Raw genomic sequence first — 20,168 nt, forward strand, 5'->3', positions numbered from 1 at the left:
ATGCAATGCCAATGCGTTCCTCTACATTGGAAACGCTACGCTTTTACGCAAAACTGTACTAAGTTAACTCTAATCCCAGATCATCTGTCGCAACTATGGTTAGCAACGGATACAGGCTGATATTGAGTTTAGTTTTTTAGATTGAGGTTGCTGATTTGCGCCTGTAATTTTCCTTCTACTTGAAAGGGTAGTTGATGATAGTTGTTAAATTGATATTCTGGTGTCACTTTCCAATCATATCGTTGCAGCAACGTTGCCAAAAAAATCTTTATTTCCATCTTGGCAAACTCCATTCCAATGCATATATGTTCGCCACCACCAAAACCAATTAAAGCAAAGGAGTCTTTTTTATCTTCTTCGCGGGGAGGGGCAAAGCGTTCTGGCTCAAAACTTTCTGGGTTAGTATAAATCTCGCTCATGCGATGCGTTAATCCTTGAGCAACAATCACCACCCAACCAGGAGGAATGCGGTATCCTGCGTATTCAATTTCTTTTACAACTCCCCGAAACAGTACTACACCTGCGGGGTTGTAAAGTCGTTCTATTTCTTTCAAAAAATAAGTCATTTGATTAAGTTGCTTAAGGTGTCCCAAGTTCAAAGGTTCATCTCCTACAACTTCTGCCAGTTCTTGGCGGAGTTTCTCGCGCCATTGCGGACGCCCTGCCAGTTCAACCATTGCCCACGTTAAGGATGTAGCAGTAGTGAAATGCGCTGCATTTAATAAGTGTATCAGTTCGTCTATAATCTGCGAGTCGGCTAAAGCATTTCCCTCTTCATCTACTGCTGCCAAAAACAATCCTAATACCTCACAAGATTCTTGTAAGTTGCCTTGAAGTTTGCGTTGGCGTAGCCCGCCGTAGGCATCGCTGATAATTTTTTGTAAGAAAGCTTTAAGCTGACGACGAGCATTTTGGGAACGGCCATATTTTGTAAACGGTATATCTAACCGCAATAATGCTAATGCTCCCTGCGTCAAAGTGTTATACAACTGTTCGACTTGCTCAACTTCGCTTTGTAGTTGAACACCTAATAATAGCCGAATCCCAATTCGCAATGCTAACTGATTAAATTCATTCTTGATAGAAATTGGGCTGCTTTCCATCCAGTTTTCTAGGCAGTTGTTAACTTCAGTTTGCATGATGTCAAAATAGTTAGCAATGGCTTTTCCATGAAACGCTGGAGCCATTAAGCGACGAGTGCGGCGATGTTCTTCACCATCCTGAAGCATCATTGGTCGCCCGAAAATATGCTCCATAGCCACTTTCCATCCTAAATAAGAAGATACATGATCGGCTTGTTCTTGCAAAATTAGTCGATTTGCTTCCGTCCCTACCAAAACTGCATATTTCTTTCCTAAAATGCTGGTTTTAAAAATGGGCCCGTAGCGTTGGTAGTTCTTCGTCAGCCCCCATCCTTGAGTAGCAAATAATCGCAGAGTTTCACCTAAAATAGGTAGCCCAAAGCTACCGGGCATTTCCTCGGCTGGTTTTAATTGTGTCATTTTTTTAGACTATAGGACTCAAAGTGTGGTGATACAGCAGACAATACGCTTGGGTTAAGGCTAAAAACTAAAACTGCGTAGGTTGGGTTGAGAAACAAAACCCAACATTTTCACGGCTTTGTTGGGTAACACTTAAGTTCAACCCAACCTACTATTTTTCACAAAGCCAAGCGTATTGATACAGCAGATTGCAACAGGCGTGAGGTACAGATAATCGTAGGGGCACAACATGTTGTGCCCCTACCCGTGTACTTCATTTACCTGAAATACGCTGTAACTATTGAGTCTAGCTTTTACAAGATCATGCCGTCTCACGCAATCTTCCGAAAACTAGCGTTATCTTCCGAAAAATTCAGTGCAGTTTCTTAAATGCTTGAGGAGTGATGCCGATATATTTGCGAAAAACTTTGGTGAAATGACTTTGACTTTGAAATCCTACTAGTTGGGAGACTTGTATAACTGATAATTCTCGCTTCGCAAGTAAATACTTTGCTCTTTCAACTCGACATTTAGTGACATATTGGTGAGGTGCTATTCCCATTGATTCCTTAAATAAGCTAGCAAAATAATGCGGGCTTATCTGTGCGATCGCAGCAATTTCTGCTAAAGACAAATTTTGGTCTAAGTTATCGTTGATATAGGCGATCGCTTCTTTTAATTTATGTTTTGGTAATCCACCTGTGTATTCTCGAATAATGAATTTTTGCGTTGAGTAATGTTTTAATAAATGCACCGCTAACAGATTTACTGCTGACTCTATATACAACGAACTATCAAATCCACTAGTTTCTATTTCGTGCTTGAGTGTCAGTCCAATTTGTTGAATCAGTGGATCGTGGGTTTGCAGTTGTTGTACAATTTCAACTGCATCAGCATTTACTGACTCGTAGGCAACACGAGTAATCATCGCTGGTTCAAGACCGATGTGGATAAAACCTAATTCCTGTTCAAATTGTACTGCGGGAGAAATTTGATGAGCAGGAAAAATACCGATATCAGTTGCTGTATATGATTTACTTTGCCAGTGTCCGTTAATTTTTAATTTTGCCTGAAACTCTCTAGTATAAATGGTAATAATGTGCTGGAAAGGCGATGTTTCAGGGAGTTGATAGTTTGACTGGCGATGATAAGCAAAATAAAAACCATTCCAACCGGCGACTGGGCTAGAGATAATTAAAGGTTGGGGAAGGAATTGTTTTAGCTTGTCTGGTTGGGCGGCATTAATTCTAAAAGGCTGTTCTATTTGCATGAGGATTCGCACGCTTTTTTTCTATATATAAATTACCTAAGAACGGGAAAGAAGATTTACTGAACAGTAACTCTCTTACTTTTCCAGCCCTTCCCCTTCTGCAAAAAGTCTATTCTAGAAGTGCGAAAACTCAAACTACAGGAGAATATAGCAGTGGGTAGGTTAGCAACGGACATCGCAGGCAAAACACCTGTCTCATTAGGACTGTTGGGCGCTGCTGCTTTCATGGTGATTGCTGATGCACGAGTAATTGATCCCCTACTGCACATTATTGCCGACGAGTTTAAAGTCGGTGTTGGCAGTGCTGCGGTGATTATCTCCGCATACACGATTCCCTACGGGCTATTTCAGTTAGTATATGGCCCATTAGGCGATCGCATCGGTAAACTTAAGGTAATTACAATAGCACTGGCAGCATTTGCTGTAGGTACTGCTGTTTGTGCCTTTGTCTCAAATATCGTTTTACTTACCTTGCTGCGGTTTCTCACAGGGATGGCTGCTGCTGGGATCATCCCCGTCACCCTAGCTTATATTGGTGACAACTTTCCTTATGAAAAACGCCAAGCTGCGATCGGCAAGTATCTAAGTGCCTTCATGCTAGGTCAAATCCTGGGTGGTAGTTTGGGCGGCATCTTTGGGGAATATATCAGCTGGCGTGACATATTTCTTTTATTTGGCATCGTCTCCCTTGGTATTGCTGGACTTTTATGGCGAGGGACGCGCCATCTGGGTAATGCTCAACGTCCCCAAGATCAAAGAGGTAGGATAACATTTCGACCTTATTACCAACTATTAACGCAACCGATCGCCCGGACTGTAATTATAGGGGTGTTTGTGGAAGGCTTTTGCGTCTTTGGGGCATTTGCTTACATCGGCGCATTTTTGCGCGATCGCTATAGTCTTAGTTATGTAGCGATCGGGTTTATGCTCAGTGGTTTTGGATTGGGTGGACTGATTTACAGTCGCTCAGTTAAATGGTTCGTCAGGCGACTGGGTGAAATTGGTTTAATGGGAGTGGGAGGGGGCTTGATGTCTATCAGCTTCTTAGCGATCGCATTATTCCAGAACTGGATGCTTTTTATCCCCTTGAGTATTTTTATGGGATTGGGCTTTTATATGATGCACAGCACCCTCCAAACCCAAGCCACTGAGCTTTCCCCAGAAGCACGAGGCACTGCTGTTTCGCTGTTCGCCTTCAGCTTGTTTGTTGGCCAGGGAATCGGCGCAGCATTATTTGGTAGGATTGTGGATAGCTTTGGCTACATTTATTGCTTTATTGTGGTTGGTGTAGCGATCGCTCTGCTCTCTGTTTGGCTAGTCAATCAGAAGCAAGTCGTACCTAACTAAAACTTTTATAGATCAATCTTTGGCGCTAGTAATCAAATTTCCTTGCTTACTTTTTGATTACTGATGAGCTTTAGCATCACTTTGAAACGCCCCTGTAAAAACGTAAGCGCATTATATTGCTAGACACAGACAGAATAAAACCGATGATTTTTCTAAAATCTGCATAAATGGCTAAAAATCACCAGATAAGAGCATCTACCAAGGTAACTTAAAATATGGACGCTCCTTTAAGGAGATTCTTGGCTGCTGGGCGAAACCGAAGTTTGTTAAACTTTAGAAGATTACACTTACCAGAGAAAGTAAAAGACCGAGCAGAAGTAATTAAGTTGGAATTAGCTGCTGTTAGAGAAGAAACTGACTTAAAGTATTTAGACGAATCAGGTTTTGTGCATGGAACAAATGTGGTCATACCTAACAAAGGATTGTTTGACCTTTCCCAATCCTGTTAGAATGCATCGATGTCAAAAAAGCAACATTTCTTAAACAAAAAACCCGGTTGGTCTTTGGATGAGCGAGATCCAAAGTTCATAGAATTTCTGATGCCTCTGTTGGGCTTTTTCTATCACTACTATTTCCGAGTTCAAACTAGTGGCTGGGATAATATTCCACCCCAAGAAAAAGTCCTATTTGTCGGTTCGCATAATGGGGGACTCGCGGCACCCGATATGACAATGGTGATGTATGACTGGTTCCGAAGATTTGGTGTCGAGAAACCCGTTTATGGTTTGATGCATCCTAAGGCTTGGCAGGTTAGCCCACCACTAGCGCAACTGGTTGTTAAGGCAGGAGCAATCATGGCTCATCCGAAAATGGCTTACGCTGCCTTGCGCTCTGGAGCGAGTGTGCTAGTTTATCCAGGTGGAGCCGAAGATGTTTTCCGACCGCATTATTTACGTAACAAAATCTATTTTGCAGGGCGACAAGGATTTATCAAGTTAGCGTTGCGGGAAAATGTGCCGATTGTCCCTGTGATTTCTTGGGGCGCTCACGATACGCTGATTATACTGGCTGACTGCTACAAAATTGTGCGGCAACTCCACGAATGGGGAATGCCTTGGCTGTTGGGGATTGATCCGGAAGTTTTTCCGATCTATCTCGGACTGCCTTGGGGATTAGCAATTGGCCCGTTACCCAACATTCCATTGCCTGTGTCCATTTACACGCGGGTTTGTCCGCCAATTGTATTTCAACGCTACGGCCCTGAAGCAGCCAGCGATCGCTACTATGTCAATGAATGTTATGAATTAGTTGTTAGTCAGATGCAGCAAGAGTTAGATCACTTAGTGAAGCTAACTGCTAACACCAATTCTTTGTGAAATTGCACAAAATCAGGCTTGGTCAGATTTGGGGCTTGAGCAAATTGTTCTATGGAACCTTACCAAGCCTCGTTGGGGCGGGTGTGGGGGTGTGGGGTTGCATGGTGGTAGGGGGGGGAAGAACTAGCCCCAACCACCCGCATGAGTCTTTAGCCCTGCCTAAGAAGGGCAACCGTGTTGGACGGGGTCTCAATCCCCGTCCAACACCTTACACCCTTAAACCCTTAAACCCTTACACCCTTACACCCCTAATGAAAGGTAATCGGTATAACCAATTTGATTCCAGACGATTGAGTTAGAAGTTTTGAATCTTTAATTCATCACTCCTAACTCATAACTCATAACTCATAACTCATAACTTATAACTATTTTGCTACCCACCACTGACTGGTGGAATCAGCACGACTTCATCCCCATCTTGTAGTAGGGTATCTGGTTCGACAAATATTAGATTAATTCCAAAGCGGGTGATGTCTCGCCATTGGGAGAGTTCGGGGTGTTCAGCTATGAGGCGATCGCATACTGCTTTGACTGGCATACTATTGGGAAATTCCAGCACCAGTTCCGAAACCCTAAAGGCTTCTTGATAAGCAGCGAACAATTTGACGGTAACGGTGATTGCAGATTTAGACATACAACATGCTTTGGCAGTACCAGCAAGTAGTTTAATACTTGACAAGCACCCTGAACTCTTGGGCTTAATTATACATTAATAAGTACATGATTTCATAAGTTCATAACGAAAAAATGTTTCTTAATCCAACATTTCTGGGTCAATTCCTAAAGCGTTGAGTTGTTCAATAGAGAGCGATCGCAATTTCTCTACAATTCTCTCCCGCTTTTGTCGCTCAATCACAGCCCGTTCCTCACCCGTTAGCAGTAAATTTCCTTGTGCATCCCACCAGCGCAACCAAGGTAACTCTGCATTCTGATAAAATCCTTGCCAGATTCCTAACTCTACCCCCATAGGAGCAATTGGGTAATGTCCCCGTTCATTAGCTTTCATCAGTTGATAAGTATTATCCACCAGGTGATACACCTCAATCTGCGCTTTTGCTACTTCATAAATTCCATAATAAGGCACTCGAATTGCCTGCTCATAAACCCAAAATTTACCAACATTTCCACCTTCCCCTTGAGATGGCGGTGTGTTATCTCGTTCTTCTGAACCATCTCCAGAGACAAATTCCAGCACAATTAAGGGTGCAACATACTCCTTCCACAGCACATAAGAACGCCGCGTTTTACCGTCAAGGGTCGGTGGTACATTGGGTACATAAAACCAGTCTGGTGCTTCAGCCCCTTTCTCAGGAGGATCTGTCAATCGCCAGTAGATGCCTAAATCCTGCCCAATACAATATTGACTATCAGGATAAAGTTCCTCTAAGACAAGTTTAATCGAGTCAGTGAGTAAAATACTTTGGGGATGCTCTTGCCAGTTTTTCACGAATGTACCGTCTGAGTCTGGTAACTGGGTGTGGTCAGGTAAAGTTAATGCCGATAAGGAAGTCATAGGCTTTAACCAAAGATTTGTCTGATTCTTATTGTAGACTGCTATTTTGCTATTTTTGAATAGATGCACTACTAGGTTAGATGCTATTTATATAACAAAAGGCAATCTTTCTATATGAAAAAAGCCATTTTGATTATTGCGGATATTTTCTATATCCTCACAATCATTTGCATTCGGCTTAATTATAGACAATAGAAAACGAGAACCTATTGCCCGTAAATCGTATGGTATTACATGAGTTGGTATATCAAAAATCCATCTTCTGCCCATGCAGTATTCTCCGAACGTTCCCAGACTACCCTTGTGTATCCCCCATCCAAGTGAAAAATTACTTTTACAATTTATCTGGCTAACAGAAATATTTTATTCATTATAATTATTCTATTTCGATGCTTTTAAGAGGGCGGGCTGGAAAGCCCACCCCACAATAATTAAAAACCAGATATCTCTTATCCAGCAGCAAAATTACACAACATCTGCCGGATAATACCCGATCGCATTATTGGCAAAGCATCTTTAAAGCTAATCGTCAGCAACTCTTTTTAACTTTTATCCACGGAATAATGTGATTTTCATGAAACACTAGGATCATCAGCAGTTTTGATCTCTCGCAAAATTCGTTCGACTTGGTTAACTTTTTCACCTCTATTCTGTTCTTTGAAAATATTTAAAGCTTTTTCTAAAGAAGATAGCGCCTCGTCTTTTTTATTTGTTTGCCACAATGCCAGCGCAAAATTAGTTAGCCCTTCGCCATAATTAGGATTAATTTCTAGAGCTTTTTTATATTGAGTAATGGCTTCTTCCCAGCGACTTTGGCTTGCGTAAACCATACCCATCGCATTGTAAGCTAGAGCGTATTTTGGCTGGAGGCGAATGGCTTCTTGATAAGAGCTAATTGCTTCTTGTGGTTTCTTTTGTCGAAAAAGCACATTTCCTAGTTGAAAGTGTCCAAAGGCATCGTCTGGGAATTGTTTAACGAATTTGCGTAAATTTTCCTCTGCACCTGTTAACTCTCCCTGATTAAATAAAGCATTGGCTTGTTGCAGCATCTGCGATCGCTCTGATGGCCCTGTGTCTGAAAACTGTGCTAGTTTTTGTGGTTGTCTCTCAACCGACTGTCTAGGCGAATGCAAAGAAACTTTTGCAGGAACCGCTAACGCTAATGGTGATAAACCAATTACAGTGATAATACTCAGCGTCATGCCGCTCAAAGATTGAACAAATGCTGATTTCAGTTTGCGCTTTACCTTCATCGCCCTGAATGCCTCAATAATGTCCTATTCTTATAATAATGTGAGGATGCATTAGTAAGTCTGCAATCCACTAAAAAGTTTGTCAATATGCTGACTACACGGTGTCATTAAAATTTTAGGGACGGGCGATCGCACCTATTTGTTTTATAATAAATTGGTATGTGCATCATGTATTATTTCTCTGGTCATACCAACTATTTACACTTGAAATAATATTAGCTATTTCTTTGTCATCAAGTTTTTTCAGTTCCTCATCTTCGTTAAAGTGCAAGTTAACTTGCTTTTGTCCATCTATTTTAGGTTCTAAAATCCATTTATAATAACCTTGATCGTTCTCTAAAATAAAGAAAAATAGGCAGACTGGGAATGGGAAATCTTTGAATTTTTCTAGTCTACTCAACCTATTTTTGTCTAACTTTAAAATATCATTATGCTTGTTTAAATTCGATATAGAATCTGTTGCTTTTACTTCAATACCAAAAAGTCTTCCAGTAGAAACTCCATCTTTGGTAATTGTGATTAAAAAGTTTAATCCTTGATTTGGTGTTGGCTGAGAAACAATCAAGTCATCACGACGAGTTAAGTAAACAATGGCAAGAGATTCTGCCCGTCTTTCAATATACCAAGGTACTGTGGTTTTCATTGTTTTATCTCCAGTCTTGATCAGCAAATTTGGAAACTAACTGATTAGTATGGTATCTACTCCAAAAATCATCAACTTCCTGCCATAGCAGTTCTCTATTTTGTTTGATAATTTTAAATTGAGTAGAAAGGCTTGACAGAGACTTAAGACTTTCCCCATTTGCAGAAACCATATAACCTAACTCATGAATTTCATCGATACCTACTATATAAGTTGGTGCTGGATAAGATGCTAAACCAATTACATTTTCTTGCCGCACTTTCACCTTCAATCGGTTATATTTTTTAGTATAACCTTCTCTTGTTGTTTTCACTTGTACAAAGAAATAAGGAACAGATTTACCAGCCCCTACCAACTCTACAATAAAATCAACATATTGCCATTTGTCTCCTAAAAACTGCGGCTTGAAAATAGGGCCAGCATGAGAATGAAATTCCGTCATTAATACTGTAAAAATTGCTTCGCCTCTTTGCCCTAGTGCATCTCTCATTTATAGACCTATTTTAATTGAGCCTGTTTAGCAAAGGGCAGGCTGTTTTGCCTACCCTACATTATTAAGAATTGCTTTGTGTTAGTTTGTTGTTAACAGACTCCTATTTTGAGAAATTTGCATTACTTACGCCCCTTCCCGCAATTTATCTAACACGCTTCTATCTTCCAATGTCGAAGTATCCCCAGATACCTCTTGTCCGGCGGCTAGATTCCGCAGCAAGCGCCGCATAATCTTACCCGATCGCGTTTTCGGCAAAGCGTCTGTAAAGCGAATTTCTCCCGGACGCGCGATCGCACCAATTTCTTTGACAACGTGCAGTTTGAGTTCTTTACTTAGTTCCTCACTTCCCTGATAAGTGCCTTCTAAAGTCACAAAAGCAACTACTTCTTCACCCTTGAGTTCATCTGGCTTACCGACTACCGCCGCTTCTGCAACTGCTGGATGCGAAACTAAAGCTGATTCTACTTCCATTGTACCGAGGCGGTGTCCTGATACATTCAATACGTCATCTACACGACCCATTACCCAGAAGTAGCCGTCCTCATCTTGCCTTGCGCCATCACCAGCAAAGTAAGTATAGTTACCATCTTTAGGCGGAATGTGTTCCCAGTAGGTGCGGCGGAAGCGTTCTGGATCGCCGTAGACTGTCCGCATCATTCCTGGCCAAGGATGGCGTACTGCTAGATAACCGCCTTCGTTATTGGGTACGGTGTTTCCTTCTAAATCCACGACATCTGCAATAATTCCTGGGAAGGGAAGAGTTGCGGAACCGGGTTTGGTGGGAATCGCCCCTGGTAATGGTGTAATCATGATACCGCCGGTTTCCGTTTGCCACCAAGTATCAACAATTGGACAGCGATCGCCACCAATTACTTTGTGATACCACATCCAAGCTTCGGGGTTAATCGGTTCGCCAACGGTTCCCAGCAAACGCAATGAAGATAAGTTTCGCGCATTGGGATGTTGTTCTCCCATCTTAATAAATGCGCGAATTGCCGTCGGTGCAGTATAAAAAATATTAACGCCGTATTTTTCAATTACATCCCAGAAACAGCCAGGATTAGAAGCACGGGGCGCACCTTCATACATCACCGTGGTTGCACCGTTGGAAAGGGGGCCGTAGACAATATAGCTATGTCCGGTAATCCAACCTACATCTGCGGTACACCAATATACATCTGTATCTTGGAGGTCAAAGATCCACTTGGTGGTGATATGAGTATACAAATTATAACCAGCAGTTGTATGCACTACACCCTTCGGTTTGCCCGTGCTGCCAGAAGTGTAGAGGACAAACAGCATATCTTCGCTGTCCATTGGTTCGGCGGGACAATCGGCTGATGCACCTTTTTGCAAATCATGCCACCAATGATCGCGTCCCCCCAACTGCATATAAGTTTCCTGTCCGGTGCGCTTGACAACGAGGACATTTTCTACACTGGGAACAGCACCATCAGCTAAGGCTTTATCTACCTGTTCTTTGAGAGGAACGATCGCATCTTTGCGCCAACCACCATCAGCCGTGATTACCAGTTTAGCTGTGGCATCAATTAAGCGATCGCGCAAAGCTTCGGCACTAAAACCACCAAATACTACGCTGTGGGGTGCGCCAATTCTGGCACAGGCTAACATAGCGATCGCAGCTTCGGGAATCATCGGCATATAAATACCAACGCGATCGCCTTTTTGTACACCCAGTTGCTTCAATACATTTGCAAACTGACAAACTTCTCGGTGTAGTTGGGCATAAGTAAGAGTACGCGAATCACCTGGTTCTCCTTCCCAAATCAATGCTGCTTTATTTTTGCGCCAGGTAGTGAGATGTCTGTCAAGGCAGTTGTAAGAAATATTAATTTTACCGCCAACGAACCATTTAGCAAAAGGTGGTTGCCAATCTAATACCGTATCCCATTTTTGGAACCATTCTAATTCTGTTCCAGCCAAATCTGCCCAGAATTGCTGCGGATCGGCTTTGGCTTTGTCGTAGAGACGCTGATAGTCTTCCAGACTTTTGATATGGGCGTTCTGCGAGAATTCCGAGGCAGGATGAAATAGGCGATTCTCTTGTAGGATTGATTCTATAGTTGGTTGAGACATGGTTAGTTATGAGTGCGATCGCTATTGTGACTAAAAACTATTCTTAGCTCAGTTGTGCTAGACAATGTTTAGATTTTCGTTAAGCTAGGTAGAAATTGCCGAGTTATTTAGTTTACATTCATTTTTATCTAGCAAAAGCAAGCGATCAACAAATGTAAAGAGGTTACATTGCAACCTATCTACCAAACTGACAATTCAGGTCATGTGGAAAAGCCAACGATTAACCTAACCCCCTATCCCCCTTCCCGACCTCTCCCTAACCCTCTCCTACGAGGAGAGGGAAGCGGAAAAACTTTTGTTACTGGAAGGGGGAAAATTCAAAGTCTCTCTCCTAAAAGGAGAGAGAAATAGAAGAGAGGTTTTCCACATACTGTGAAAAGTCATATCTACCGGGAATGTTGCAAAATATAAGATAAGTAGTCTTGACAAGCAAAGCCTAACACTATGCCCCTCACCGTCGAAGCCAGCAGCTTATCTCTCAACGATGTTCATCGCTTTCTCAAATTAGAAAAGCTTTCAAATGGTTCATTCACAGACTTCTTAACTCTAGAACCACTATCTGAGTTTGAACAGCAGGATTTATTACGAATCAGAAACGACTTTGATCGTTACTTAAGCGATCGTAAAATTTCTGAAGGATTGGTTAAATTTCTAACGATCGCACCCTTGATGCGGCTAGCTGGATTTTACGATGTGCCGATTCGGTTGACAATGGAAGATAGCATTGCGATCGCAGTCGAAGATGAAGACAGAAGAATTACCGGACGGATGGATATTTTAGCAATCAACAATCCTCAAAGTAATATTGCGCCGCCATTTTGGGTTGTAGTAATTGAAACGAAAAATAGTGCGGTTGAAGTGGGTGAGGGTTTACCTCAATTACTCACTTATGCTTTTAAAAGTTTAGACCAACAACCATCTGTTTGGGGTTTAGTAACTAACGGACTGCGTTATCAATTTGTTTATTTAAGACGTGACGTGCAGCCAACTTATCAGTTAATACCATTATTAAATCTGAATGAATCTCCAGGTGCAATAAAGTTATTACAAGTTCTTAAAGCCGTCTGCAAGTTACCGAATTTTCAGTAAAATGAACGTAGAATCGCGGAGCGATCGCTGATGTCTGAACCTGCTACCCTAGAAATCATCTCTGATAATATTTCAGACGACGAAGTTATTTTTCCTCCTGGCGATATACTGAGTGACGAACCACCCTTGGAAAGTGACCTACACCGAGAACAAATCGATTTGCTGATTCGCATCCTCAAATTATGGTGGCGAGAAAGGCAAGATTTCTATGCTTCTGGAAATTTGACGATTTATTACAGTCCTAACCAGAAAAAATCAGAACATTTCCGTGGCCCAGACTTTTTTGTAGTTTTGGGAACCGAGAAAAAAGACCGTAAGAGTTGGGTAGTTTGGCAAGAAGACGGCAAATATCCCAACCTGATTGTGGAAATTTTGTCAAGTTCAACGGCAGCAGTTGATAAAGGTTTAAAAAAACAAGTTTACCAAGATACCTTCCGTACACCAGATTATTTCTGGTTTGACCCTGTAACAATGGAACTTCAGGGATTTCATTTAGTTGATGGTAAGTATCAAGAAATTCAAGTAACTACTGATGGACGTTTGTGGAGTCAGCAGTTAGAACTTTATTTGGGAGTTTATGAAGGTAAATTAAGATTCTTCACTACTGAAAATCAATTGATACTATCATCAGAAGAATTGGCCCAACAAGAACGTTTACGTGCCGAACAGGCAGAAGAACGTGTCCAACAGGCAGAAGTACGCGCCGAACAAGCAGAGCAAGAAATTGCTCGACTGCGGGAGGTTTTACGTACACAGGGCATCGACCTAGAGAATATTTAATGACATCAGGAAATTAACTAAAGACATTTTCAAGTTAAAATCTAGTTAAAAGTGTGTAAAAAAAGCGTAATCTTCTGAAAGTAGGGCATCGTTTGCAAGCAAAAGAAATTAAGGATCAGCTAAAGTCCCTTACCCTCCAAGCCTCCTCGATAGATCATAATTTAGCGAGAAGATTAGATGAAATCAATCGTTGGGTAAAAGACATAAAACCAGGTTCCCTGACTGCAAAACCCTTTGTCACTGCCTTTCTGCTAGAGGTAATTACAGATTCTACAATTTGGCTGATAATCAAATCCTTACCTTCAGAAGAAGAACAAAAAGCAAAGTTCGAGATGATGACGCCCATTGAGAGATATTGGTATGGTTATCTCTTTCCCAGATGGATCAATGCAAGTGACTCCAAGTTTTATATTTGGAAGCAAAAATTGATGGCAGGCGAATTTAATCAGGTTGATAATGATATCATTAGATCAATAGCCCAAGATATAGTTCAACGAGAAGGTAGTTTTTGGCAGCGTTATATAGCCGACCTTTCAATGGCAACAGATTTAATTGTTAGTCGTAACAATCAACCACTGTGCATTCAAATTACCAGTGTTAGTGAAGAACTTAATCACCAAAAGTACGAAGCTTGGCAAAATACACTGCGATCGTGGGAAATCGAGAGGGGGCTGTTCTTAAGTTACAATCCCAAAGATGCTAATTTTGTCAACCAGTTAGTCAACGTGGCCCTGTATAACAGTGATTACCTTTCTGGTGGCAAATATTTAAAATTTTCGTGAACTTTTCAGGAATTTGATATTTCAGATTTGTGTCTAGCCTACATACTTACGTGCTAATTAGAGCTTTTATGGCTAATAAAAGAGAAACTCACTGCAACAATCAAGTAGATACATTTGCTGAAGCTTTAGCAACAGCGCGACAAATGCAGCAGAACTGGCTAACTTATGGGGTTGATTTTGTGAATATTTACGTTGAAGATGTGGAGGGAGACTGGCTAGAAACGTGGGGACATGACGAAATATTAGGTAATTTTCAATTAGATAGTATTAAGGAATTTTTGGTAAGTAATGATAGTGTAGCTGTGAAAGTAAGACAGCATTTAGGAGAGCGATCGCTGTTTGATTTTGCAGTAAACTTAGATGAATCTTGGAGAATTTCTGAAGCAGATGACAGGCTATCTGCTGTAAAAAATCTGTTAGCTGGTGAAGGAAATAGTATTAATACAGATGATATCAGGTTATTGGATTTAGCAAATACTCTGGTGGGAAAATTGGCAGAGATTTTGTGAGATTTGGAATTGCGTAGTGGTAGATTGAAGAACTCAAGGATTTTCATGTTTTATTTTGGTTACGATTGGGTGGAATATAAGCGATCGCTTTTACAGACGAGCTTTAATAATCCTTGAGATGTGCAATCTTTATCACTGTTACTAGCAAGGGTTGCTCCTGAATCTGGTAAATAATGCGGTATTCACCCAAACGAACCTTATACAACCGTTCAGTATCCTTCAATGGGTGAGCATCTTCTGGAAGTGGATTTAATGCTAGTTCTTCTAACTTTTGTGCTAGTCGTTGCTGCACATCTGAGTCCAATTCTGCAATTTTCTGCACAGCCGAAGGTGCTAATGCTACTTGGTAGCTCATATTCCTAGCTCCCTTTTAATGTCTTCAAAGGGTGTTGTCCCCAGCCCTGCAATTTCCTCTAGTACCTTATAAGCATCTCTTGCATCAGCCTCATCTAACCTTGCTTCAATTAGCTCATGCATCTGCTCTGTTGAGGTAATTTCAATCCCTGGCTCTTCTCTAAGTTTGTCCGTTAATGCATGAAAAGCTTCTTGATCGTCTCGATGTTCCAACACATAAGCTCTTAACTCTTGTTTGGTCATCGCTTGAAAATTTGCCTTAGTCATAAATATCTTACCCTCCCATTTGGCAATATTTCTACTTCAAAGCTTTGTCCAGCCAGAATGTAAATGCGTGTTGTCCGTTCATCTAATCTCACCAAGTAAATTGGTAGGTACATCTGAGTTAAATCCTGACACACCTTAAATAATTCAATTCCTTGTTCATTAGTTGGTTTCATTCAGCATCATTAGCAAATTAAATTATAGTAAATTGCTTGCAGATCCTATTTACATTTGTCCTATTTAGGTCGTCAACGTAGATTTTGGATAAAAATCTTACACAGTTGAAGCAATTGTGACTAACGTTTAAGCAATTGTTGCAAACGTTCAAATGTTTCTTATCAATGTTGAAGCAATTGTAACTAACGTTCGAGCATTCATAAGAAAGTTTGAGCAATTGTTGCAATCGTTCAATTTTTTCTTATCAATGCTGAAGCAATTGTTACTCACGTTGAAGCATTTATAAGAAACGTTTAAGCAATTGTTGCAATATAGGACTTACGCACTGTACAAATGCATCGTGATGTGCATTACCTATCTTGAGGAAGTTTTCAGGCTTTTCTTAATTATCCTGCGATCGGAAATAGACCATGCTGTAGGGGCTAAGCTTTTGCTGTGCCCTTACGAAAGATATGGTTTTTAACCTTGCTCCATATTTGGTATTTCTTGTCAATGCGTAAGTCCTATAAACGACTCCCCGAATTCAATAAACGACTCCCCGAATTCAATAAACGACTCCCCGAATTCAATAAACGACACCCCGAATTCAATAAACGACACCCCGAATTCGATGAACGACTCCCCGAATTCAATAAACGACTCCCCGAATTCGATGAACGACACCCCGAATTCGATGAACGACACCCCGAATTCGATGAACGACTCCCCGAATTCAATAAACGACACCCCCCTTAATCCCCCCTTATAAAGGGGGGAAATTGAGCAAGTTTACCCCCTCCCCTTGGTAAGGGGCTACGGTGTACACACAAGTCTTGTCGCAGTTATATCTTTATTAATAAATCTCGCACTGCGTTTCTATCCCGCCTCGGAATGAATTCCGAGTCTCATAGCTAAAGTCCAATACAGTTCAGTTAAGCCTAAAACTCAACTCTACGTAGGTTGGGTTGAGGAATGAAACCCAACACTTCCGTGACTTTGTTGGGTTTCACTTCGTTCTACCCAACCTACAATTTTCTTAAGTGAACTGTATTGAGCTAAAGTCCACTAAGCGTGGACTAAATGATTAATTCAGTCCACGCTTAGTGGACTTCAGCTATGAGCCGCTGAACTTCAGTTCTGGGCGGGATGTCGGTAAGTGTGACAGTTTCACTCTGACAAAAATGTGGGTAGAGAATTTTTCGACTTGTGTGTACACCGTAGTTGGTAAGGGGAGGGTTGGGGTGGGGTGCAAGAGGATTCATAAGGCAATTCGATGAATAGACCTCTTGCATAAATCAAACAATTTGAACCCCACCCCGCCAAAGCTACGCTTTGTCTCCCCTCCCGAAGAGCTCTTAGGGGTTGGGGGTGGGGTGTTAGGGACTTTTGCAAGAGGTCTAATGCTTTTGACTTGGCACAGTCGAGCAGCAAATAACAAGACAGCCAAAATATCTTCAGATTCTAAATCGTCATAATCTTTCAATATTTCTTCAGTACTCATACCAGAACTAAGCAGTTCTAAAATCAACTCAACTGGATAACGAAGGGGAGCATCTCAATTTTGCAATTTTACCAAGATCGTAGATGGTCATTGCGAATGAAGCGAAGCGGAATGAAGCAATCGCAACAACCGTACTTTGCGATTGCTTCGCTCCACTACGTTCCGCTCGCAATGACAAATTATATTTTTACACATTTGGGATGCTCCCATAACGAAGTCCTCGAATACAGGGTTTACCGTGGCAGATATCTGGATTATGAGTAATGCGTTGTAGACGTGTGTCATTCATAAAGAAATATTCATAAATTATTACGATATTTTTGTTCTCATATTTTAATTCTAGATGCGAAATAACGACGGCAAAAAAATAATTCTAGCTACAAATAAATACTTTTGACTGTTAATTTATTTTTTATTTAGGGATTTGCAAGTATAAAATTATACTATATCTTACAAATAAGAAAGGCGATCGCCCTCTGCCAAGAATCTGCGATCGCCTTTCTGTAAACCCCCATTCTGGGAGACAATTACAATGATGACACAAGTACAAAAGTTTGTAAAAAATCAGAAGTTCGCCCAATCAGAATTACAACAGTACTTAGATGGCGAAAACTTAAATACACCCATCCTTAATCAATCTTCTGAAAATCAATTACCGAAAAGAGAACCGATTAAACATTTATTAATAGGTTCTCCAAAAGCAGTTACTAGCACAATTCACTATCTGCAAGTGATTGGCTACGCCAGCATCGGCGATTGGAGTCCGCTACTACCAACCGCCAACCCAGGCGAGGTAATGAGTATTTTAATCCGTCAGATTTTAATGCAATAGGACATATCTAGATGGTGCGTTGTCGTGCAGCGCAACGCACCCTACTTGAACTTCATCTGTCGTAAGGGTTTAGCAATGTGCATTGGTGTCAACTTAAGCTAAAAGTAGCTTAACTGTTAGCTGACTCGCCTGCCTCGAACTAAAGTTCTTTGGCTTTTAGCTAAAGTCTACTAAAGTAGACTAAAGATTTTTCGGATTATTTAGTCATCTTTAGATGACTTTCGCTATTAGCAAGGAACTTTAGTTCCTTGCGGGACATGGCTTTTACGTTAAGTTGACACGTATGAGCAATGTGCTAAACCCAAAAAGCAGTGATTTTAATCAGAAAATAGCGCCTCTAAATCACGATAGCCACTCACTATCCGCACAACTTCAATCCCCTCTGCAATTGGGCGATAAAATATCAAATAATCATCAACTGGAAAGCTTCGCAACGCAGGTAAAAGTTCATCCCGTCTGCGCCCCATACTGGGAAACTGTGCCAAAGTATCCAACTTTTGAGTGATGAGTGTGAGTAATCTATCTGCAACATCTGGATTTCCAGCAAATAGGTAATCGTTAATTTCTTGTAAGTCTTTTGCACCTTGGGGCGATAAAAAATATAAACTCATTATTGTGCCTGAGTCTTTCTCAAAGCTTGGTTCTTTTGACGCAGTTGCTCGATTACTTCTCTACCGTCGAGTCGTTCTTGGCGATCGAGTTGCTCAACCCCAATCATAATTTCTTTTTGTAGTTCCTCAAACCGACCCTTGTAAATACGTTCTCGTTCCTCCAAGAGCCTAATACCTGCAAGAATCACTTCTTCTGATGAGGTATACTTCCCGCTTGCAACCTGACTTTGAATAAACTGCTCAAGCTGGGTCGTTAAGGAAATATTCATAAACTATTACCATATTTTTGTTCTCATATTCTAATTCTAGATGCGAACTGACAGCAGTCCATTGCGATCGCACTAAGCTAGATGTTAAAACTTTTGGTGTATTGACTTATACGCAAATTACCCCACTCGAATTACGATCGCACACATTTAACCCTCTTCAAAATTCACCACAAGCACGTTAAGCTGAATTAGAGTGGCAATTTATTGCGATTTTTAATATATAAATCTCTGTTCTTGTCAAATTTTAATTTTTTCTGCTTGAGAAACCCGGAATGCTAGACCGAATTTTTGATTACCTCGACTTTCACTTCAGCGTTGAAGCCCCTATAGTTCTGCTGATCCTGGTGCTTTTAGAGGCGCTGTTATCTGCCGACAATGCGATCGCCCTGGCTGCGATCGCTAGGGGGCTAGAAGACAAAGAACTTGAGCGTAAAGCTTTGAACTTTGGTTTAGTCGTTGCTTATGTGCTGCGAATCACCCTGATACTCACTGCCACTTGGGTGCAACAATTCTGGCAATTTGAATTATTGGGCGCTGCTTATCTGCTGTGGTTGGTATTCCAACACTTTACCTCGGAAGAAGCCAACGACGATCACCATCACGGGCCGCGTTTTAATTCATTGTTGCAAGCAATACCCGTGATTGCATTTACAGATTTGGCATTTTCTTTGGATAGCGTGACAACTGCGATCGCAGTTTCTCAAGAAAAATGGCTAGTGCTGACGGGTGCAACAATTGGTATTATTACGCTGCGATTCATGGCGGGATTGTTTATCCGTTGGCTAGACGAATATGAAAACCTAGAAGACGCAGGCTATGTAACTGTAGCGTTGGTAGGCTTGCGCTTGTTATTGAAAGTGGTGAACGATAATTTAGTTCCACCAGAATGGATTATGATTGCTGCCATCTTCCTGATTTTAGGCTGGGGATTTTCCAAGCGTGTTGGCACTGAATTGACCCAAGTAGAACCAGAAAAGAGCGAAGTCTCTAAATAAGTGAGGAGTGAGGAGTGAGGAGTGAGGAGTTATTAATTTTCAACTCCTAAGTCCTAACTCCTAACTTTTAACTTTTAACTCCTAACTTTTAACTCCTAACTCCTCACTTTTAACTCCTAACTCTCCATTACTCGTGCAACCAAGGCGTTAAATGTGGTTGCCAATTGACTAATTCTTCATCCTTAAACCATAGGGCTATTTCCTTTTGCGCGGTTTCTGGAGCATCAGAACCGTGGATTAAGTTGCGACCAATATTTATGCCAAAATCGCCGCGAATCGTTCCTGGCTCTGATGTTAAGGGGTTGGTCGCACCAATAATCTTTCTGGCAGATGCAACAACACCATCACCTTCCCATACCATCGCCACCACTGGGCTAGAAGTGATAAATTCCACTAGACCAGCAAAAAAGGGACGTTCCCGGTGAACATCATAGTGTTGTTGGGCCAATTCCCGACTGACTTTCAGGAACTTTAAACCAACTAGGGTAAAACCTTTAGTTTCAAAGCGACGGATAATTTCCCCCACTAATCCCCGTTGTACTCCATCTGGCTTAATTGCTAAGAATGTACGTTCCAAAGCTATCTCCAAAAACTTAATGAATTTTTTATCTGG

Annotated in this window: 24 protein-coding genes and 1 pseudogene; 9 read left to right on the forward strand and 16 right to left on the reverse strand. The window is 41.3% G+C overall.

The features are described from left to right. Positions 1 to 128 precede the first annotated feature (128 nt). On the reverse strand, positions 129 to 1,502 hold the full coding sequence (locus LC586_RS06680; RefSeq protein ID WP_229483808.1) for a cytochrome P450: 1,374 nt from the start codon (positions 1,500 to 1,502) through the stop codon (positions 129 to 131). A 352-nt stretch (positions 1,503 to 1,854) separates the two neighbouring features. After that, positions 1,855 to 2,751 (reverse strand): helix-turn-helix transcriptional regulator, encoded by an 897-nt coding sequence (locus LC586_RS06685; RefSeq protein ID WP_229483809.1) that lies wholly within the window; start codon positions 2,749 to 2,751, stop codon positions 1,855 to 1,857. Positions 2,752 to 2,904: 153 nt separating this feature from the next. Between LC586_RS06685 and LC586_RS06690 the strand changes: the two genes are divergently transcribed. The 3 genes from LC586_RS06690 to LC586_RS06700 all read left to right on the forward strand — a co-directional run bounded on the left by LC586_RS06690 (position 2,905) and on the right by LC586_RS06700 (position 5,414). Continuing rightward, on the forward strand, positions 2,905 to 4,098 hold the full coding sequence (locus LC586_RS06690) for an MFS transporter (RefSeq protein ID WP_229483810.1): 1,194 nt from the start codon (positions 2,905 to 2,907) through the stop codon (positions 4,096 to 4,098). Positions 4,099 to 4,313: 215 nt separating this feature from the next. After that, positions 4,314 to 4,547 (forward strand): hypothetical protein, encoded by a 234-nt coding sequence (locus LC586_RS06695; RefSeq protein WP_229483811.1) that lies wholly within the window; start codon positions 4,314 to 4,316, stop codon positions 4,545 to 4,547. Between the two features lie 9 nt (positions 4,548 to 4,556). Next, a complete protein-coding gene (locus LC586_RS06700) occupies positions 4,557 to 5,414 on the forward strand; it encodes a lysophospholipid acyltransferase family protein (RefSeq protein ID WP_229483812.1) in 858 nt (285 codons plus the stop codon). A gap of 373 nt (positions 5,415 to 5,787) precedes the next feature. On the opposite strand, the gene LC586_RS06705 is transcribed toward LC586_RS06700, so the two are convergent. The 6 genes from LC586_RS06705 to acs all read right to left on the reverse strand — a co-directional run bounded on the left by LC586_RS06705 (position 5,788) and on the right by acs (position 11,413). Next, on the reverse strand, positions 5,788 to 6,048 hold the full coding sequence (locus LC586_RS06705; RefSeq protein WP_229483813.1) for a MoaD/ThiS family protein: 261 nt from the start codon (positions 6,046 to 6,048) through the stop codon (positions 5,788 to 5,790). Between the two features lie 120 nt (positions 6,049 to 6,168). Next, entirely contained in the window at positions 6,169 to 6,927 is a 759-nt protein-coding gene (locus tag LC586_RS06710) for a Uma2 family endonuclease (RefSeq protein ID WP_229483814.1), read from the reverse strand. Positions 6,928 to 7,499: 572 nt separating this feature from the next. Further along, positions 7,500 to 8,180 (reverse strand): tetratricopeptide repeat protein, encoded by a 681-nt coding sequence (locus LC586_RS06715; protein ID WP_229483815.1) that lies wholly within the window; start codon positions 8,178 to 8,180, stop codon positions 7,500 to 7,502. A 166-nt stretch (positions 8,181 to 8,346) separates the two neighbouring features. After that, on the reverse strand, positions 8,347 to 8,823 hold the full coding sequence (locus tag LC586_RS06720; RefSeq protein WP_229483816.1) for a DUF4365 domain-containing protein: 477 nt from the start codon (positions 8,821 to 8,823) through the stop codon (positions 8,347 to 8,349). Positions 8,824 to 8,827: 4 nt separating this feature from the next. Continuing rightward, positions 8,828 to 9,313 (reverse strand): DUF4365 domain-containing protein, encoded by a 486-nt coding sequence (locus LC586_RS06725; RefSeq protein ID WP_229483817.1) that lies wholly within the window; start codon positions 9,311 to 9,313, stop codon positions 8,828 to 8,830. Between the two features lie 126 nt (positions 9,314 to 9,439). After that, the gene (gene acs / locus LC586_RS06730) at positions 9,440 to 11,413 is read right to left on the reverse strand and encodes an acetate--CoA ligase (protein WP_229483818.1); all 1,974 of its coding nucleotides are present in this window, start codon (positions 11,411 to 11,413) and stop codon (positions 9,440 to 9,442) included. 444 nt (positions 11,414 to 11,857) lie between these two features. Between acs and LC586_RS06735 the strand changes: the two genes are divergently transcribed. The 4 genes from LC586_RS06735 to LC586_RS06750 all read left to right on the forward strand — a co-directional run bounded on the left by LC586_RS06735 (position 11,858) and on the right by LC586_RS06750 (position 14,573). Next, positions 11,858 to 12,502 (forward strand): restriction endonuclease subunit R, encoded by a 645-nt coding sequence (locus LC586_RS06735; RefSeq protein WP_229483819.1) that lies wholly within the window; start codon positions 11,858 to 11,860, stop codon positions 12,500 to 12,502. 30 nt (positions 12,503 to 12,532) lie between these two features. Further along, positions 12,533 to 13,282 carry a Uma2 family endonuclease gene (locus tag LC586_RS06740; protein WP_229483820.1) on the forward strand — a complete coding sequence of 250 codons (750 nt, stop codon included), beginning with the start codon at positions 12,533 to 12,535 and terminating at the stop codon, positions 13,280 to 13,282. A 92-nt stretch (positions 13,283 to 13,374) separates the two neighbouring features. Beyond that, complete coding sequence (locus tag LC586_RS06745; RefSeq protein ID WP_229483821.1) at positions 13,375 to 14,064, forward strand: hypothetical protein; 690 nt, start codon at positions 13,375 to 13,377, stop codon at positions 14,062 to 14,064. Positions 14,065 to 14,132: 68 nt separating this feature from the next. Beyond that, a complete protein-coding gene (locus LC586_RS06750; RefSeq protein WP_229483822.1) occupies positions 14,133 to 14,573 on the forward strand; it encodes a hypothetical protein in 441 nt (146 codons plus the stop codon). A gap of 103 nt (positions 14,574 to 14,676) precedes the next feature. Here LC586_RS06750 and LC586_RS06755 read toward each other — a convergent pair whose 3' ends face one another. The 5 genes and pseudogenes from LC586_RS06755 to LC586_RS06770 form a co-directional block, all read right to left on the reverse strand. Beyond that, on the reverse strand, positions 14,677 to 14,928 hold the full coding sequence (locus tag LC586_RS06755) for a type II toxin-antitoxin system RelE family toxin (protein WP_229483823.1): 252 nt from the start codon (positions 14,926 to 14,928) through the stop codon (positions 14,677 to 14,679). Further along, entirely contained in the window at positions 14,925 to 15,194 is a 270-nt protein-coding gene (locus LC586_RS06760) for a DUF6887 family protein (protein ID WP_229483824.1), read from the reverse strand. The genes LC586_RS06755 and LC586_RS06760 overlap by 4 nt, the downstream gene beginning before the upstream one ends. Beyond that, on the reverse strand, positions 15,191 to 15,367 hold the full coding sequence (locus tag LC586_RS06765; RefSeq protein WP_229483825.1) for a DUF6888 family protein: 177 nt from the start codon (positions 15,365 to 15,367) through the stop codon (positions 15,191 to 15,193). The genes LC586_RS06760 and LC586_RS06765 overlap by 4 nt, the downstream gene beginning before the upstream one ends. 1,367 nt (positions 15,368 to 16,734) lie before the next feature. Beyond that, positions 16,735 to 16,893 (reverse strand): annotated as a pseudogene (locus tag LC586_RS41085) (DUF433 domain-containing protein); the annotation flags it as partial. A 142-nt stretch (positions 16,894 to 17,035) separates the two neighbouring features. Next, a complete protein-coding gene (locus LC586_RS06770) occupies positions 17,036 to 17,137 on the reverse strand; it encodes a DUF433 domain-containing protein (protein WP_229483826.1) in 102 nt (33 codons plus the stop codon). Positions 17,138 to 17,380: 243 nt separating this feature from the next. On the opposite strand from LC586_RS06770, the gene LC586_RS06775 reads away from it, so the two are divergent. After that, on the forward strand, positions 17,381 to 17,680 hold the full coding sequence (locus LC586_RS06775) for a hypothetical protein (protein WP_229483827.1): 300 nt from the start codon (positions 17,381 to 17,383) through the stop codon (positions 17,678 to 17,680). Positions 17,681 to 17,997: 317 nt separating this feature from the next. Here the strand turns inward: LC586_RS06775 and LC586_RS06780 are convergent, their stop codons facing one another. Together LC586_RS06780 and LC586_RS06785 are read right to left on the reverse strand one after the other, a co-directional pair. After that, positions 17,998 to 18,291 carry a type II toxin-antitoxin system RelE/ParE family toxin gene (locus tag LC586_RS06780; RefSeq protein WP_229483828.1) on the reverse strand — a complete coding sequence of 98 codons (294 nt, stop codon included), beginning with the start codon at positions 18,289 to 18,291 and terminating at the stop codon, positions 17,998 to 18,000. Next, positions 18,291 to 18,560: a type II toxin-antitoxin system ParD family antitoxin gene (locus LC586_RS06785; protein WP_229483829.1), complete on the reverse strand. Its 270-nt coding sequence runs from the start codon at positions 18,558 to 18,560 to the stop codon at positions 18,291 to 18,293. The genes LC586_RS06780 and LC586_RS06785 overlap by 1 nt, the downstream gene beginning before the upstream one ends. A gap of 272 nt (positions 18,561 to 18,832) precedes the next feature. Between LC586_RS06785 and LC586_RS06790 the strand changes: the two genes are divergently transcribed. Continuing rightward, complete coding sequence (locus LC586_RS06790; protein WP_229483830.1) at positions 18,833 to 19,555, forward strand: TerC family protein; 723 nt, start codon at positions 18,833 to 18,835, stop codon at positions 19,553 to 19,555. Between the two features lie 127 nt (positions 19,556 to 19,682). Here LC586_RS06790 and ndk read toward each other — a convergent pair whose 3' ends face one another. After that, positions 19,683 to 20,132 (reverse strand): nucleoside-diphosphate kinase, encoded by a 450-nt coding sequence (gene ndk / locus LC586_RS06795; protein ID WP_229483831.1) that lies wholly within the window; start codon positions 20,130 to 20,132, stop codon positions 19,683 to 19,685. Positions 20,133 to 20,168: the final 36 nt, after the last annotated feature.

The sequence above is a fragment of the Nostoc favosum CHAB5714 genome, from assembly GCF_020829495.1.
In the GTDB taxonomy this organism is placed as follows: Bacteria; Cyanobacteriota; Cyanobacteriia; order Cyanobacteriales; family Nostocaceae; genus Nostoc; species Nostoc favosum.

Excerpts from the sequence above, each read along its gene's own strand:
- LC586_RS06740 (WP_229483820.1), top strand. The coding sequence starts at position 12,533 with ATGTCTGAACCTGCTACCCTAGAAATCATCTCTGATAATATTTCAGAC.
- LC586_RS06720 (WP_229483816.1), bottom strand. The coding sequence starts at position 8,823 with ATGAAAACCACAGTACCTTGGTATATTGAAAGACGGGCAGAATCTCTT.
- LC586_RS06775 (WP_229483827.1), top strand. The coding sequence starts at position 17,381 with ATGATGACACAAGTACAAAAGTTTGTAAAAAATCAGAAGTTCGCCCAA.
- LC586_RS06715 (WP_229483815.1), bottom strand. The coding sequence starts at position 8,180 with ATGAAGGTAAAGCGCAAACTGAAATCAGCATTTGTTCAATCTTTGAGC.
- LC586_RS06760 (WP_229483824.1), bottom strand. The coding sequence starts at position 15,194 with ATGACTAAGGCAAATTTTCAAGCGATGACCAAACAAGAGTTAAGAGCT.
- LC586_RS06695 (WP_229483811.1), top strand. The coding sequence starts at position 4,314 with ATGGACGCTCCTTTAAGGAGATTCTTGGCTGCTGGGCGAAACCGAAGT.
- LC586_RS06680 (WP_229483808.1), bottom strand. The coding sequence starts at position 1,502 with ATGACACAATTAAAACCAGCCGAGGAAATGCCCGGTAGCTTTGGGCTA.
- LC586_RS06710 (WP_229483814.1), bottom strand. The coding sequence starts at position 6,927 with ATGACTTCCTTATCGGCATTAACTTTACCTGACCACACCCAGTTACCA.
- LC586_RS06755 (WP_229483823.1), bottom strand. The coding sequence starts at position 14,928 with ATGAGCTACCAAGTAGCATTAGCACCTTCGGCTGTGCAGAAAATTGCA.
- LC586_RS06790 (WP_229483830.1), top strand. The coding sequence starts at position 18,833 with ATGCTAGACCGAATTTTTGATTACCTCGACTTTCACTTCAGCGTTGAA.
- LC586_RS06725 (WP_229483817.1), bottom strand. The coding sequence starts at position 9,313 with ATGAGAGATGCACTAGGGCAAAGAGGCGAAGCAATTTTTACAGTATTA.
- LC586_RS06735 (WP_229483819.1), top strand. The coding sequence starts at position 11,858 with ATGCCCCTCACCGTCGAAGCCAGCAGCTTATCTCTCAACGATGTTCAT.
- LC586_RS06685 (WP_229483809.1), bottom strand. The coding sequence starts at position 2,751 with ATGCAAATAGAACAGCCTTTTAGAATTAATGCCGCCCAACCAGACAAG.
- LC586_RS06705 (WP_229483813.1), bottom strand. The coding sequence starts at position 6,048 with ATGTCTAAATCTGCAATCACCGTTACCGTCAAATTGTTCGCTGCTTAT.
- LC586_RS06780 (WP_229483828.1), bottom strand. The coding sequence starts at position 18,291 with ATGAGTTTATATTTTTTATCGCCCCAAGGTGCAAAAGACTTACAAGAA.
- LC586_RS06700 (WP_229483812.1), top strand. The coding sequence starts at position 4,557 with ATGTCAAAAAAGCAACATTTCTTAAACAAAAAACCCGGTTGGTCTTTG.
- LC586_RS06750 (WP_229483822.1), top strand. The coding sequence starts at position 14,133 with ATGGCTAATAAAAGAGAAACTCACTGCAACAATCAAGTAGATACATTT.
- LC586_RS06785 (WP_229483829.1), bottom strand. The coding sequence starts at position 18,560 with ATGAATATTTCCTTAACGACCCAGCTTGAGCAGTTTATTCAAAGTCAG.
- LC586_RS06770 (WP_229483826.1), bottom strand. The coding sequence starts at position 17,137 with ATGAATGACACACGTCTACAACGCATTACTCATAATCCAGATATCTGC.
- acs (WP_229483818.1), bottom strand. The coding sequence starts at position 11,413 with ATGTCTCAACCAACTATAGAATCAATCCTACAAGAGAATCGCCTATTT.
- LC586_RS06765 (WP_229483825.1), bottom strand. The coding sequence starts at position 15,367 with ATGAAACCAACTAATGAACAAGGAATTGAATTATTTAAGGTGTGTCAG.